General features: G+C 38.7%; 17 protein-coding genes. 10 read left to right on the forward strand and 7 right to left on the reverse strand.

Features of this window, described 5'->3' with window-relative positions; genetic code table 11:
* The first annotated feature begins 9 nt into the window (after positions 1 to 9).
* From AC25Y5_RS00245 to AC25Y5_RS00255, 3 genes are all read left to right on the forward strand, one after another.
* Entirely contained in the window at positions 10 to 411 is a 402-nt protein-coding gene (locus AC25Y5_RS00245; protein ID WP_488138567.1) for a VOC family protein, read from the forward strand.
* Between the two features lie 137 nt (positions 412 to 548).
* Positions 549 to 980 (forward strand): DUF948 domain-containing protein, encoded by a 432-nt coding sequence (locus AC25Y5_RS00250; RefSeq protein WP_488138568.1) that lies wholly within the window; start codon positions 549 to 551, stop codon positions 978 to 980.
* 14 nt (positions 981 to 994) lie between these two features.
* Positions 995 to 1,549, forward strand: a complete 555-nt coding sequence (locus tag AC25Y5_RS00255) for a DUF948 domain-containing protein (protein ID WP_488138569.1) — start codon at positions 995 to 997, stop codon at positions 1,547 to 1,549.
* Between the two features lie 53 nt (positions 1,550 to 1,602).
* On the opposite strand, the gene AC25Y5_RS00260 is transcribed toward AC25Y5_RS00255, so the two are convergent.
* From AC25Y5_RS00260 to AC25Y5_RS00270, 3 genes are all read right to left on the reverse strand, one after another.
* Complete coding sequence (locus tag AC25Y5_RS00260; protein ID WP_488138570.1) at positions 1,603 to 2,052, reverse strand: DUF948 domain-containing protein; 450 nt, start codon at positions 2,050 to 2,052, stop codon at positions 1,603 to 1,605.
* Between the two features lie 23 nt (positions 2,053 to 2,075).
* Positions 2,076 to 2,558, reverse strand: a complete 483-nt coding sequence (locus tag AC25Y5_RS00265) for a DUF948 domain-containing protein (protein ID WP_488138571.1) — start codon at positions 2,556 to 2,558, stop codon at positions 2,076 to 2,078.
* Positions 2,559 to 2,681: 123 nt separating this feature from the next.
* Positions 2,682 to 2,981, reverse strand: coding sequence for a DUF3219 family protein (locus AC25Y5_RS00270; RefSeq protein WP_488138572.1), 300 nt, complete (start codon positions 2,979 to 2,981; stop codon positions 2,682 to 2,684).
* A gap of 171 nt (positions 2,982 to 3,152) precedes the next feature.
* Between AC25Y5_RS00270 and AC25Y5_RS00275 the strand changes: the two genes are divergently transcribed.
* Genes AC25Y5_RS00275 through AC25Y5_RS00285 form a run of 3 tightly spaced genes read left to right on the forward strand, consistent with a single transcriptional unit; the run spans position 3,153 to position 6,943 of the window.
* Entirely contained in the window at positions 3,153 to 4,709 is a 1,557-nt protein-coding gene (locus AC25Y5_RS00275; RefSeq protein WP_488138903.1) for a spore germination protein, read from the forward strand.
* Positions 4,710 to 5,822 carry a GerAB/ArcD/ProY family transporter gene (locus AC25Y5_RS00280; RefSeq protein ID WP_488138573.1) on the forward strand — a complete coding sequence of 371 codons (1,113 nt, stop codon included), beginning with the start codon at positions 4,710 to 4,712 and terminating at the stop codon, positions 5,820 to 5,822.
* On the forward strand, positions 5,819 to 6,943 hold the full coding sequence (locus tag AC25Y5_RS00285) for a Ger(x)C family spore germination protein (RefSeq protein ID WP_488138574.1): 1,125 nt from the start codon (positions 5,819 to 5,821) through the stop codon (positions 6,941 to 6,943). Before AC25Y5_RS00280 ends, AC25Y5_RS00285 begins: the two co-directional genes overlap by 4 nt.
* 159 nt (positions 6,944 to 7,102) lie before the next feature.
* Here AC25Y5_RS00285 and AC25Y5_RS00290 read toward each other — a convergent pair whose 3' ends face one another.
* Positions 7,103 to 7,726, reverse strand: coding sequence for a YIP1 family protein (locus AC25Y5_RS00290; protein WP_488138575.1), 624 nt, complete (start codon positions 7,724 to 7,726; stop codon positions 7,103 to 7,105).
* Positions 7,727 to 7,900: 174 nt separating this feature from the next.
* Between AC25Y5_RS00290 and AC25Y5_RS00295 the strand changes: the two genes are divergently transcribed.
* Together AC25Y5_RS00295 and AC25Y5_RS00300 are read left to right on the forward strand one after the other, a co-directional pair.
* On the forward strand, positions 7,901 to 8,830 hold the full coding sequence (locus tag AC25Y5_RS00295) for a ferritin family protein (RefSeq protein ID WP_488138576.1): 930 nt from the start codon (positions 7,901 to 7,903) through the stop codon (positions 8,828 to 8,830).
* Entirely contained in the window at positions 8,827 to 9,144 is a 318-nt protein-coding gene (locus AC25Y5_RS00300; protein ID WP_482105582.1) for a spore coat protein, read from the forward strand. Before AC25Y5_RS00295 ends, AC25Y5_RS00300 begins: the two co-directional genes overlap by 4 nt.
* A gap of 89 nt (positions 9,145 to 9,233) precedes the next feature.
* Here the strand turns inward: AC25Y5_RS00300 and AC25Y5_RS00305 are convergent, their stop codons facing one another.
* On the reverse strand, positions 9,234 to 9,575 hold the full coding sequence (locus AC25Y5_RS00305; RefSeq protein WP_488138577.1) for a DUF5658 family protein: 342 nt from the start codon (positions 9,573 to 9,575) through the stop codon (positions 9,234 to 9,236).
* Between the two features lie 233 nt (positions 9,576 to 9,808).
* Between AC25Y5_RS00305 and corA the strand changes: the two genes are divergently transcribed.
* Complete coding sequence (corA, locus tag AC25Y5_RS00310) at positions 9,809 to 10,771, forward strand: magnesium/cobalt transporter CorA (RefSeq protein WP_488138578.1); 963 nt, start codon at positions 9,809 to 9,811, stop codon at positions 10,769 to 10,771.
* A 305-nt stretch (positions 10,772 to 11,076) separates the two neighbouring features.
* Positions 11,077 to 11,490, forward strand: coding sequence for a pyridoxamine 5'-phosphate oxidase family protein (locus tag AC25Y5_RS00315; RefSeq protein ID WP_488138579.1), 414 nt, complete (start codon positions 11,077 to 11,079; stop codon positions 11,488 to 11,490).
* 43 nt (positions 11,491 to 11,533) lie between these two features.
* Here the strand turns inward: AC25Y5_RS00315 and AC25Y5_RS00320 are convergent, their stop codons facing one another.
* Positions 11,534 to 12,451 (reverse strand): MerR family transcriptional regulator, encoded by a 918-nt coding sequence (locus AC25Y5_RS00320; protein ID WP_488138580.1) that lies wholly within the window; start codon positions 12,449 to 12,451, stop codon positions 11,534 to 11,536.
* 79 nt (positions 12,452 to 12,530) lie between these two features.
* Positions 12,531 to 13,559 carry an EAL domain-containing protein gene (locus tag AC25Y5_RS00325; protein WP_488138581.1) on the reverse strand — a complete coding sequence of 343 codons (1,029 nt, stop codon included), beginning with the start codon at positions 13,557 to 13,559 and terminating at the stop codon, positions 12,531 to 12,533.
* Positions 13,560 to 13,682 lie beyond the last annotated feature (123 nt).

The following is a 13,682-nucleotide window of genomic DNA, read 5'->3' on the forward strand; positions in this document are numbered from 1 at the left end:
GGGGATTAGATGAGACCGAAAATTAATATAATTACACTTGCCGTGGATGATTTAGTGAAGTCTGTATCCTTTTATAAGGATGTATTGGGTTTGCCGACGCAAGGGATAGATGATGGAGAAGACCATATTCTGTTTGAAATGCAAGACAATTTATCATTGGTACTTTATTCGCGTTCAAAGCTAGAGGTGTTAGCAAATCAAACGAACACTTACAAAAAGTCTTCGGAATTTATCCTTAGCATTGCAGCTAATAGTGAAGAAGAAGTAGATTCAATCTTAAAAAGGGCTATAACAGCAGGTGGAACACTTCTACCTAATCAGCCAACGAAATTTGATTGGGGCTATACTGGACATTTTCAAGACCTGGATGGACATACTTGGGAGATAGTTTGTTTTAATTCAAATGAGTAGTATTTATAATTAAGACATTTCTTCATTGTAAAAGAATAATCTAATGGATCGCAACAAAGAATTTTTAGTTGGGCGTATTCATGTTTCACAGACTATGTTTTAGTGGTATAAGACGAGTAGGGAGGAGTTGTTGGTAAATGACTTTCATACATATTGGCGTATTTCTCATGGCGGTCGCATTTGCAATCGTTGCAGTATTCATTGCTAAATTGCTTATGAGCGTATCGGGCGTCATTGGTTCCGTCGGACAAACAATCAGTAATATGGAATCAAAACTAGACAAGACAATCAGTGAATTGGAACAAACGATTACAGAAACAAATCTAACAGCAACAGACATCGAAGCAAAATCACTAGCATTAAATAGTATTTTCTACACAGCCAAACATGTAGGCGATTCAACGTCGCTCATGAGTGATGAATTAGCTGGAAGAACAAAACGTTATTCCGAAGACACATCCTTACCAGGCACGAAACCTTTCGTACGAATCATTCAGTTTTCTGAATTTGCATCAGGCCTATTCAACTCCTGGAAGCGCGGAAAGAGTGCTTCATCAAAACAATTTTGAAATGAGGGATGAACATGGATTTAACAGGAATCGGCGTATTGCTGATAGGTATCGCATTATTGGTGTTGGCAATTTTTGTAGCACGCGTATTGAATAATTTTTCATCTATACTAAGTGGAGTTGATAAAACAATTGAACAACTTCCGAATCAATTGGATAGTATTTTACATGAGACGGGGAATTTGATCCATAATAGTAACAATACACTTGCCGATGTCAATGAAAAACTGGGAACGCTGACGCCATTGTTCCATATCGTTGGAGATGTAGGTGAGTCTACAAGAATACTGTCATCATCACTTGTCGATTTGACGGCTTCTGCAAAAGATAAGATGGGCGGAGCTGACCTTGGTCAACAGGATAAGCGATTAGGTGGATTATACGGTACGGCTGCTCTTGGATTTTATGCCATGCGAAAAAGCAAGGATGCTAAAAAAGGAACAGGTGCGAGGCATGCAAGGAATTTGTATACGGAAGGTGAGAAACGTACTTTTGATATTGATAGAATGAAGGCCGAAGCGAGAGAAGCTGCAAGAAGTGGAAAATTCATCAGTGAAGATGCAACATAAAAAATAAAAATCGTGTGGAAGGAAAGAATTCCTTCCACACGATTTTTTATTGTTTACCTTGATTTTGTAATGGGCATTGTTTCTTTAATCTCTTTTCGCCTCTGTGATAGAAAAAATAAAAATGATAGAAGCCCATAGATACCTTCATACTTTTCGCGTCTAACAAACTCTTTTGCACCGCCGGTCTGTTGTTTTAATAAGTTTGTTTTAGCAAGGGCGGCTGTTGTGAGTTTTCTTGACGCTTCCCCTGCATCACCAACGATATGGAAAAGTGGGCTTATTTCATTCACTTGTTCGTTGACATTACTGAGTGTCGCATTACTTGTTTGAAGGATATCCGAAGCTTGATGTGTCACATCGTCGAGCACCTCGGGCAAACGATCTGTCGTCTGTTGGAGACTTGCAAGCACATCCGACAACTTATTAATCGGTTTCAAGAGAAAAATGACCAGTACAGCAAATGCGATTCCGATAATGAGTACACCAATACCTAACCAATCCATATTCACTCACCCCGTTTTTAAGTTTATGACTTATTCTTTTGTTGCGGCATCGGCAAACGTTTTGGTCTAGCCTCAACCTCACCCGATTCGGTATTCTGTTTTTCACGCTGGAAGCGGTAATAGACACGTGCTGCAGTTTCAGTCAGTATAGACGCTTTTTCCATGAAGTCTTGATACTTTTCAGGAGGTGCTGCGACTTCATCTGAAATGGCACGAATCGATTTGTTCATATGCTCAGTGGACTCTCCGAGGTTTTTCGCGGAAAGTGACAAGCTGTTCAAGGTTTGTAGTTTGTTTTCCGCGTCTTCAGCAATTCGATTCGTCTTTTCCATCAACTGCTCAGACTTTTCGGTAATTCCGCCAAGTTTCGTCTCGACCCGTTTCAGAGTCTCTGAAACTTCTCCTATCGTCTGTTTTGCGCTTTTCAAAGTAATGACAACAAAAACTGCAATGAGCAGCAAGGATAAGGCCGCAATAATAGCGCTTGCGTATAAAAGTATTTCCATTCACATTTCATCCCCAATCCAAACTAGTAAATTGTCTTTATCTATTTTGTACCACTATACAGGCATAACTAAACACATACAACAGATGGAAAACCAACTAGTGTATGTGTTCGATGAGTGATATCAAACTTTCTCTAGTAAAACCAACTTAAAATCGCCCACTTCATTTTCCTTATATAAATTCGTAATTGAAGTCGAATAGGAATGAATCATTGCTGGAAATACAAGATCTTTTCCTGGCACTTTCACTTGGAACTCCATCTCGTACAGCAATGTGGTGATCTTATGATAGTCGGTACTTGTAACTTTAAAATCAAACCCGATTTTCCTCAGTTCTTTATTAACAGTTGTATCAAAAGTAAGTTCCTCATGGTAATTAGTTATAGCAATAGACACTTCATTCAAGACTACATTATCAATCATGCTTTTCACCTCGCTGCGGATTTAAATCTACGCTTTATTATACACTCATTAGTTCTGTACTATAGGTGAAATGCCTTGTTCGAAGACTTGTCCGGCACTTTATCGCTGACTGTATTCGGGGGTATAGATCCTCCCTTTAAAGCCAATTCTAGGAACAAAGATACAAACGAGGTGAGACTACTGTTTAACAAAAAGTCTAAACAATCTTCCGGAAAAAAACAGGCAACGGTTGTGAGTGAAGAAAGCACAGAAGAAAAACAAACAATGATTTCAACCTCAGGTGATATTTTCATCCAGTCGATAAAAGAAGCCACTCACAATACATCTGACTTAATCACTAAATCGTTACCTTCGAATCTCACGATCATCTATATAGATAATCTAGTGGATATCCCGACGTTAAATAATCATATTCTTCAAGATCTATTGAAGTATACACTTGTCACACCTGAAATCATTACATCCATCCTTACAATACCTCAGGTGAAATTGGCGGATGAACTCGAGAAAGCCGTTATTGCGATGATGGATGGGACTGTACTTATTCATGTGGAGGGATACTCACAAGTCGTATTGGCCAATATCCCCACAAATGAAGCGCGGGCTTTATCAACGCCGGAAAATGAATCCCAAGTTATCGGTTCCCAGGTCGGTTTTAATGAAAGACTGTCAACGAATGTTTCCTTGATTCGGAGGTATATAAAAAATCCAAACCTGTGCAATGAAAAATTAGAAATTGGAAAACAATCGAAGACAGCGATCGCAATGTTATACATTAAAGGCGTTGCTTCCGATGAAATGGTAAATACGCTACGACAAAGGATCACCGACCTTAAGGTTGATGCTGTAATGGATAGCTCGATTCTTGAACAATTGATAGACGACAATTCGCTATCGATTTTTCCCAAAATGCTACTAACAGAAAGACCGGACAAGCTTAGTGCTGAACTTTTGAATGGGAAATTGGGGATCATCGTGGATGGTAGTTCCCATGCAATCGTTTGCCCACACTCATTTCTTGAGTTTTTCCAAAGTCAGGAAGATCAGAATCTACGATGGCCGATTGCTACATTTGCCCGTTTACTAAGATTTAGTGCAATCGTCCTTTCTGTTTTTTTATCTCCTTTATATGTAGCGACATTAACATTTCATTACGAAGTCATTCCCCAAGCGCTCTTAGTCCCGCTGAGTGAATCAAGGGCGTTGGTTCCTTTTCCTCCATTATTGGAAGCCCTACTTTTAGAATTTATTATTGAACTGCTTAGAGAAGCAGGAGCCAGATTACCGACGAAAGTTGGTCAAACCATCGGTATTGTTGGTGGTATCGTCATCGGGACAGCAGCTGTGCAAGCAGGAGTCACAAGTAATATTTTAATTATTATTGTCGCCTTGGGGGCGTTGGCATCCTTCACGACACCAAGTTATATGATGGGGAATGTCATCAGGGTCATTCGGTTTCCATTAATAGTATTAGCAGGACTTTGGGGCTTTTACGGCATTATGCTGGGGCTTTGTTTTATCCTAATACACCTGTTGCGTCAATCAAGTTTGGGTTCGCCGTATACAGCCCCTTTTTACCCACCTAGACTGATTGATTGGCGGGATAGCCTTGTCAGATTGCCTTTGCCATTTATATTTAAGAGACTTTCAAATACAAGACCGGAGGATGAAGACAAATATGTACCGGAACCCATAAATCCTGAGAAAAATGAACAGAAGGTGAAATAAGTGAAAAATTCGATGCAAATTGGTCAAGCTGATACATTTAATGCTTTTCTACTTTTTTTCATCATTCATACCGCGCAAATCGGGGTCGGGATACATGGATTTCAGCGGATCATCTATCAGGATGCAAAACAAGATGCATGGATAGCTGTACTACTTGCAGGTCTCGCCACACATATTATCGCAATTTTTATGCTTAAAACATTGGAACTATACGGTTCAAATGATTTGTATGGTATTCACCAAGATGTATTCGGCAAATGGATAGGGAACCTTTTTAATATTATTTATATTACGTATTCTACAGCTGCATTTTTCGCCGTTTTTAGGAACTATATTGAAGTCGTTCAAACATGGGTTTTTTCCGATTTGCAGACTTGGTTTCTTGCGGCTTCCTTGTTGTTGGTCGTGATTTACTCGTTTACGGGTGGTCTACGTGTAATCGTTGGCGTTTCTTTTTTTAGTTTTGTACTTTCTATTTGGCTAATCCCGATGTTGGTTTATCCGGCGAAGTTTATGGAGCCGAGAAGCCTTCTTCCCATATTGGAGAGCAATATAAGCGGGATACTAAAAGGTGTACAGTCCATGACCTTTACGATTGTAGGATTTGAAATATTATATGTGATCTATCCTTTTGTTAAGGATAAAAAGAATGCGAAAAAGTATATTCATCTTGGTTTGTTAGTGACGACCTTGATTTACTCCGCGGTCATGCTGGTTTCGCTGACTTACTATAGCGGTGAGCAATTATCGAAAACGATTTGGGCGACGTTGTCTTTATTCAGTGTTGTTAAATTTCCGTTCATTGAACGATTTGAATATATAGCAGTTTGTTTTTGGATGTTGATTATGTTGCCTAACCTTTGTCTGTTTTTATGGGCTGCTTTTCGCGGGACTAGACGACTGATAAAGGTAAGTGCAAATAAGTTTGTCTGGATATTTTCATTCATCATCTTACTTGTAAGTATAAGTTTTAAAAGCCGGACCCAAATAAATACATTTAATGACTACTATGGACAGATAGCGTTTTATATTGTTTTTGTTTATCCGATTATTTTGTATGTATTTGCGGCGGCTAAAAATAAATTTAAACCACGTAAGGAGGAAACAGATTGAAAAAGTTTTGTTTTCTTTTACTACTGCTATTTCTGTGCACTGGATTGGTCGGATGCGCAGAAACGAAACTCCTTGAGAGGATTGGTTTAACCACATTAATTGGCTATGATTTTGGTAAAGAGAAAGAAGTGGAGACTACAGCGGTTGTTCGCCATGTGAGTACGGAATTACAAAGTAAAGTGACCATTATTACAGCTGAAAACGAAACGAGTCAAGGGACACGTGTAGAAATCAATCACAGGGCAGCTGAGAAGATTCTGTCAGGACAATTGAGGAGCGTCTTATTTGGCGATGAGTTTACGAAAGAAGGTATTGGTCATTACATTGATGCCATGTTGAGAAATCCTGCAGTTAGTGGGGGAACGCTTTTGGCAGTTGTTGAGGGCGAGTCAAAGACTTTACTTGAATACAAATACCCAAATATCGATGACATTGGAGAACATATTTTTAAAATGCTAAATCAAAACATTGAAAGTGAGGAGGTTGTTTCATCCACACTTCATGAAGTAGCCCATGATTATTATTCCGTAGGCAGAGACATTGCGATGCCCATCATAAAAAGAGAAGCGGAGTTGGTGATGGTTTCCGGAATTGCATTGTTTAAAAAGGACAAAATGATTGGAAAACTTTCTGTTGATGATAGTTTTTACGTGAACCTAAGTCGGGATGATTTTCATGCTGGAACATATGAGTTACAAATAAAAGGCCATGATGTACCATCATCATTACTGAAGAATCCCCCTGATAAAATCAATTTGGTATTCGATCCACTTACAACACATAAAGATTTAAAATTAGTCGATCCAACAACTCCTGAAATTGATTTACGCATTTCAATGCAAGCAAGATTATTAGAAATAAAACCGTCTATTGAAATAGGGGAAGCCCATAACAAGGAAGAAATAGAAAAAGTAATTAGTAAGAGCCTGGCAAGGGAATTTTCAAGGGTACTTGCTGACTGCCAAGAAGTTGGTTCTGACGTTTTTGGATTTGGTGAATTTTACAGAAGCTCTTTACGTCACTCCAACCTGACGGAAAAAGAGTGGGATGAAATGTTCAAGACAATGAAAGTTAATGTCCATGTTGACTTTACAGTCCTTAGGGGTGGGACTTTTGAATAATAAGTATGCACCTTATCATGAATGATTGACTGTCAAGACAGACAAGAAGTTGTGAAGAAATCTCTCATTATGCAGCGCAAACATTTCGTTTTACAACTGTTTTTAGAGTTATTACAGTCTATCTACGATATTATTTGTTGGAAATCCTCATAACGTTTTTTACCGTACTCCAATAAACAGAAGTATTGAAAACAAGGACCCTAGAATAATGATTGAAATAACGAACATGAAACCGGCAAATAACATGATTGTTCCAAATCCACGCAAAGCCGAAAAGTTATGGACAATACCAATTCCTTTACTGAGGAGAATAATCCCAAAAATAGATATCCCTATTATAATCCACGTTTGCAAAAAGAAAAAACTGAAATCCATATTCGTGCCAAACAGATTACTCGGTGCCTCAAAAAGCTGCTTGCCGTATAAGGAAACCGCAATAATACCAATAGGCGCTGTCCAAATGGCGGGTATTGTACTGGCACCAATTGCGCGTGCCATTTTTTGCGGTGTTCCTGTTCCACCTAGCAATTTACCAAACCAAGTATATGCAAATGACGTAATTCCCCATCCAGCGATTCCAGATAATAAACTCAGAAATAAAATAAATGTGATGGTGGTCGATAATGACAATTCAGCAAATAGACCTGTATCCGCAAATGCCATGAAGCTGCTTCCGAGAGAAGAAATGGAGATGAGCATGAACGAATAGAAAATGGATTTTTGCTCAATAATGTAGCGAATCGTTTTGCTTGGTTGTGACCAAATCGAGAAAAACGGATTCATTAAATTTCTCCTTTTTACTATGATACGCATTATATAGAATTGTAGTACTCTATGTTATTTTCATGATTATATAAATTGTCGATTCCCATTCATCATGATAAATTCCATCCATACCGTATAATTTCCATCACTGGAATCATACTACATGCAAATTGCATGAAAGGAGCGAAGAGAGTGGAGTCTTTACAGTCGCTACAACAGCTTCAGCAACTTAAACAACTACAAATACAATTGCAGCAACTTGAACTTCAAATACAACTTCAACAAGAGGAACAGATAAAAAAATCGGCAGCACAACAACCACAGTCCAGACAAATTCAAAAACAACCAAAGCCTGAGTCCGCACAACCGGTACAAGCAGAACAATCGACACAGGCAGAACAGCCGACAGAGACAGGACAATCGACACAAGCAGAAAAGCCGGCACAAGCAGAACAATCGACACAGACAGAAAAGCCGGCACAGACAGGACAAGCGGAACAACGGACACAGACAGAACAGCCGACACAAGCGGAACAACCTACACAAACGGAACAGCCGGCACAGACTGAACAACCAACACAAGCAGAAAAGCCGGCACAGACAGAACAACCGACACAGACAGAACAGCCGGCACAGACAGAACAACCAACACAAGCAGAACAGCCGGCACAGACAGAACAACCGACACAGACAGAACAGCCAACACAGGCAGAACAACCGGCACAAGCAGAACAGCCGGCACAGACAGAACAACCGACACAGGCAGAACAGCCGGTACAAACAGAACAACCAGCAAAGACAGGACAGCCGGCACAAGCAGCACAGCCAAAGGCACCCGAACAACAACAGCAAGAGCAAAAATCACAACCCAAAACAAAAGACAAAGCAATGGAGCCTCCCTCTTATCTTGAGCCCCCGAAAGTGATATCCACTTTGCACATAGGCTATTTGCAAAATTTGCTGAGCGCGAACTTACTTGCGGTGAAACAATATCGACAGGCCGCTCAAAACTGTCAGATGCCAGATTTAAAGCGTCAATTCGAGGAAGCGGGTCAATTGCATTTGTCGCAATATGATAAATTGCTAAGTTTCTTGTCGGAAAATGGAGGTCAAGCTCAATGACATCTTCTAAAAAAATTGAAAATCCAAAGAGACCGCATTCACAAAAGGCCGGTGTCAATGACCATGATTTACTCAGTGCTGCATTAGCTACTGAAAAAAGCTTGGACATCACCTACGTAACGGCAATGCATGAAGTCGGTCAAAATATGTTCTATTCATTATTTTTCGATTTGCTGAAAGAGACTTCTCTACTACATCGAAAGTTGCTTGAATTACAGTTCCAACACGGTTGGAGTTCGCTAGTCCCAGCTGCCCCCGAGGAAGTTGAAGCACTTAAGCAAGAGTTCGCGGATTACAGGCAGCAGCTTAAATAAGACATACAAAAGTAAATACCACTCAATTGACGTAGATTGAGTGGTATTTACTTTTTAGTCTGTTTGTATAAAATTCAATATCTTTCATTTTACAATACTAAGGAAATCCACAAAATATGCTGAAATAAGACCAAACTATATAGAAGAAGGCTAAATCCCATTAAAAACTGTAAATACCTTCTCGCTTCAATCCGTGCCAATAAAACCAGCAACACAAACGGCAGACAAATTTTAATTCCATAGAATCCCCAAACGCTTCGATCATAGACAAAACGCATTAATGGATTTGCTTCCGTAATATGCTTTTGTTGAATACCGAAGTCGGTAAAAAAGGAATCAGCTGTGGCCAACAGCAATAGGGCAATCCCCAAGGCAATTAGTTTGTGATTGTTTAGAATCGGTTGCTTTACATCGATTATTAGTCCTCCCACTCTCCTGACAATATTGAACGCCATACAACTAGGATGGGAATAATGTAACGAATTAAACCCTTGATAAAAACAGAAAAAAGATGAGAAGAATAAATTTCTTTTGTATACTATACTTGCACATATAAGTACGTGTAGTATTGGGACTAGTGTTAATCGTGTGTGCATGAATATAATGCGCTACTTACAGGGGAATTCAAGCGCTGATGCGTCAGAGTTAGAAAGAAGGTGTTTACTTGATTCGGACAATGGGACTGACAATAGAGAATAAGATGATTTTTGAATTTCCGTTATCAGAAATACATACTCGAGCATTTAAGTGGTATTGGATTGACTTTGATCAGCCTGATGATACAGAAACCGCCTTATTGGATTCGTTTTTTCATTTCCATCCGCTAACCATCGAAGATTGTTTGAACCGCCTTCAAAGACCGAAAGTGGATTTTTATGACGAATACGCATTTTTGGTATTGCATTCCTTATGCGATGATAATCTAAAAGCTGAGGAGTTGAATCTCTTTCTAGGGATGAATTATGTCATTACCTATCACTCCACAAAAATTCAAGAGCTAGAAAATGCCAAGAAACGTATTGTTGAGAACCCGAATAAGTGGGAGCAAGGTCATATATTTGTTACTCACCAAATCATCGATAAAGTTGTCGATGATTACTTTCCGGTACTTCTTAAAATAGAAGATCATCTAAATGAAATCGAAGACAGCCTTGCGCCATCCACCGTCCATTTATCCATGGATTCTGTATTTGATGTCCGCAGCAATTTACTTCGTTTACGAAGGACAATCGTACCGATGCGCGAACTTCTACACCGGATGATCACTTCCGGATCGCTGAAATTATCCGTGGATGAACAAGCCTATTTTAGTGATATCTATGATAATTTGTTACGACTCGGTGATATCCTAGAAGCAAATCGTGAATTAACGGCAGATATTAGAGATAGTCAATTATCCATAAATTCGAATCAGATGAATCGGATTATGATGATCTTGACAATTGTTTCATCGATTTTTATACCATTGACTTTTATTGCCGGTGTCTACGGTATGAATTTTGACTTTATGCCTGAACTTTCTTGGCGTTATGGATATATAAATGTATTAGTCATTATGTTTTCAATAGGGATAGCTATGTTATTGCTGTTCAAACATAAAGGATGGCTGCGGATGTTTAAATCTTAATCTGTCAATAGTCTAATCCTGTATAGTCTAGAGGTATCAGCTTTCAACACGCTGGTGCCTTTTTGTTACGTTACAATCAATGGAACTCATCCATGTAAACGAATAATCAATTACGAAATTCAGTTAATATCAGGGTTTTCAATTAAAATAAGCAATTATGAAATTGCTTCATTGATATGAATTGTGGATTTTAATCACATTATCTAATACCAAATTACCGATATATATCTATCCCTGTTAGTGATGTTTAGCTTCTTACTTAAAGAGGTAAACTACATTAACATTGAGAAAGGGAGTAGATCTTTGTGAATGCAAAAGAAACAGCGCTAAAAATCTTAAAGGACAGCTTCGTAGGAACGATGGCGACCGTTCAACAGAACAAGCCGCACACACGTTACATGACATTTTTCAGTGATGAATTTACGCTTTACACCGCAACATCAAAACAAACGCAGAAAGTGGATGAACTTGAAGCAAATCCACATACGCATATCTTAATCGGTTATGAAGGAAAAGGTATGGGTGACGAATACCTTGAAATAGAAGGTACTGTCAGTATTTCTGATGATGAAAGTGTAAAAGAAAAAGTATGGAATAAGCATATGAAACCATGGTTTAGTGGTCCTGAGGATCCCGATCTTGTCATTTTGAAAATTTCACCTGATTCAATTCGTTTGATAAATAAAAAAGGTGAGGAACCAAAAGAGATTACACCGTGATTTGAAGGTACCAGCGTTAGAAGCTGGTACCTTCTTTTCGGTTTTATCGGCGTAAGGCTTCTTCAAGTGAACTGGTGACTTGGATAGCCTGAAGTGTTTTGTTCGTTGCGTAGTCGAGTGCACCCGTGCCGCCTAGGTAAAAATCAATTTGTTTATTATTAGCGGCAAACCGATCTAAACTCTCCAGTAAATCTGGATCATTTATAAAAGGAGTCGTCGTCGTTGCTGATAGCAGTACTTTTGCTGGCTTCAATTTTTCTACCAGTGACTCTATAGCGCCGGGAGCAGGAGAGGTACCAACCAAAACTGTTTTCCAGCCTTTCATCATAAATTGCAATAATAGTATGTGCAAAGGGATTTCATGTCGTTCATAAGGCAGGCATGCTCCTAAGACTAAAGGTGCATCGTCACTGCTTTGATAGTTACGACGAATTTGCACTAGAAAGTCTCGTACGACCAAACTTGAGACAGACTCATGATACTCACTCCATTCCCTCCTGTGCCATTTGTTCCCGACCTCATTTAAAAATGGAACGATAACGGATGTCAAAAAATTGTTTAATCCGAAAGAATGATAAGCCTGTTGCAACACTAGATATAATTCCAATTCATCACAATGAGATCCTTTTTCTAGAAGCTGAAAGACATAATCATTGAGCAATTCTTGATGTTGAATTGCATGGATTGGATCTGGGACAGTATCTAATAAATTACCTCTTTCTTTTGTAAGTTCGACAGCACGCTTAATGGTATGTCCTTGCTCGGAAAGAGTCTTCACGTTTAATAGAGAGTTGATATCTGATTCACTATATATACGATAGCCATTTTCTAATCGATTGGGTTGTACAAGATTATAACGTTCTTCCCACTTGCGGATAACTTGTTTCGATAATCCTGTCATGTCAGAAACTTGTTGTATAAAATACATTCCATTCGAATCTGTTGGAGTGATTATGTTCATTACATCCTTTCGACAAACTAGGAGTCTTTGTGTAAGTATAAAGATTTTTGGCGTTTTGTACAGTGTTGTATTTTAAACGTTATACAAAGGGGGTATTCGACGACAAAACAGTATATTTAGCTAGAGCTGTTGTGATAGGTGCTGGCTTTCCAAACAAATAGCCTTGGAATAATTCGTATCCGACCTCTTTCAACCATTCAAAGTCTTCTCTCTTTTCAATCCCTTCAGCAAGAGGGATTGCACCAACTTGTAACGCAGCCGATAAAAACTTTTTAGCAGCTACCTGTTTAGTTAAATCACCAGATACTCCCTGTACAAATTTCATGTCTAACTTCATATAATTAGGCATTAATTGTTCAAGCACTTCAATTGTACTAAAGCCTGCACCCACATCATCAAGCGCGTAGTGTAAACCCCTATCTCTGTAAAAACTCAATATTTTTTTCAAATGCTCAATATCATCTACACTTTCTGTCTCAACTACTTCAAATACTAATTGAGAAAAGGGGATACCCAACTGATTTGCAAGTTGAACGGTTGTTCTTAGACAATGTTCTGGAGAGTAGATTGAAGTTGGAATAAAGTTAATGAACACTTTCTTATGAATAGTAGCGGCGTTCCTAACGGCAGCCATTCTGCAAACGCGATCTAACGCATAAGTACGGTTTCGTTTTTTTGCCGCTGTAAATACATTACTTGGGGCTACAGAAATTCCGTTATCATCCTGGAATCGGGCCAACATTTCTAAAGCAAAGACCTCTTGGCTTTTCGTAACGATTGGTTGTATGTGAAATGTGACGTTGTTTTTAAGTATGACCTGGTCAATCCATTTTAATTCTAGCAATTCAACTACTTCATTAATCGGTTTCCAGTCACTTCCATCCACTTTGAAATAAATAGACTTTACTTCCATTACATCGCTGAAATAATCGTATAACCCTGCAACTGCAGCCTCTCTTACAACAATGATATTTTCTCGTGCGTTTACCAATAAGCCGTTACTTTTAAGATAAGACTGAAGTTGAGAAAGGTGAGTTAAATTACTTTCCCCCGAAATGAGGATTTTGTAAAACAGTTCTGTTGGGTTACATGAAGTACATTTGTGCATAGAGTCTCCTCCTAATCTCTGGTTAGAATCATCTAAATCTATTATATAGCAACCCTTAATGTTTGTATAATGTTTTGTGATTTAGGATATACAAAGATTTGACAAATTATTTTTACTCTGTTT

It is taken from the genome of Sporosarcina sp. Y1011, from assembly GCF_057669885.1.

Excerpts from the sequence above, each read along its gene's own strand:
- AC25Y5_RS00255 (WP_488138569.1), top strand. The coding sequence starts at position 995 with ATGGATTTAACAGGAATCGGCGTATTGCTGATAGGTATCGCATTATTG.
- AC25Y5_RS00270 (WP_488138572.1), bottom strand. The coding sequence starts at position 2,981 with ATGATTGATAATGTAGTCTTGAATGAAGTGTCTATTGCTATAACTAAT.
- AC25Y5_RS00320 (WP_488138580.1), bottom strand. The coding sequence starts at position 12,451 with ATGAACATAATCACTCCAACAGATTCGAATGGAATGTATTTTATACAA.
- AC25Y5_RS00300 (WP_482105582.1), top strand. The coding sequence starts at position 8,827 with ATGACATCTTCTAAAAAAATTGAAAATCCAAAGAGACCGCATTCACAA.
- AC25Y5_RS00245 (WP_488138567.1), top strand. The coding sequence starts at position 10 with ATGAGACCGAAAATTAATATAATTACACTTGCCGTGGATGATTTAGTG.
- AC25Y5_RS00265 (WP_488138571.1), bottom strand. The coding sequence starts at position 2,558 with ATGGAAATACTTTTATACGCAAGCGCTATTATTGCGGCCTTATCCTTG.
- AC25Y5_RS00260 (WP_488138570.1), bottom strand. The coding sequence starts at position 2,052 with ATGGATTGGTTAGGTATTGGTGTACTCATTATCGGAATCGCATTTGCT.
- AC25Y5_RS00250 (WP_488138568.1), top strand. The coding sequence starts at position 549 with ATGACTTTCATACATATTGGCGTATTTCTCATGGCGGTCGCATTTGCA.
- AC25Y5_RS00290 (WP_488138575.1), bottom strand. The coding sequence starts at position 7,726 with ATGAATCCGTTTTTCTCGATTTGGTCACAACCAAGCAAAACGATTCGC.
- AC25Y5_RS00325 (WP_488138581.1), bottom strand. The coding sequence starts at position 13,559 with ATGCACAAATGTACTTCATGTAACCCAACAGAACTGTTTTACAAAATC.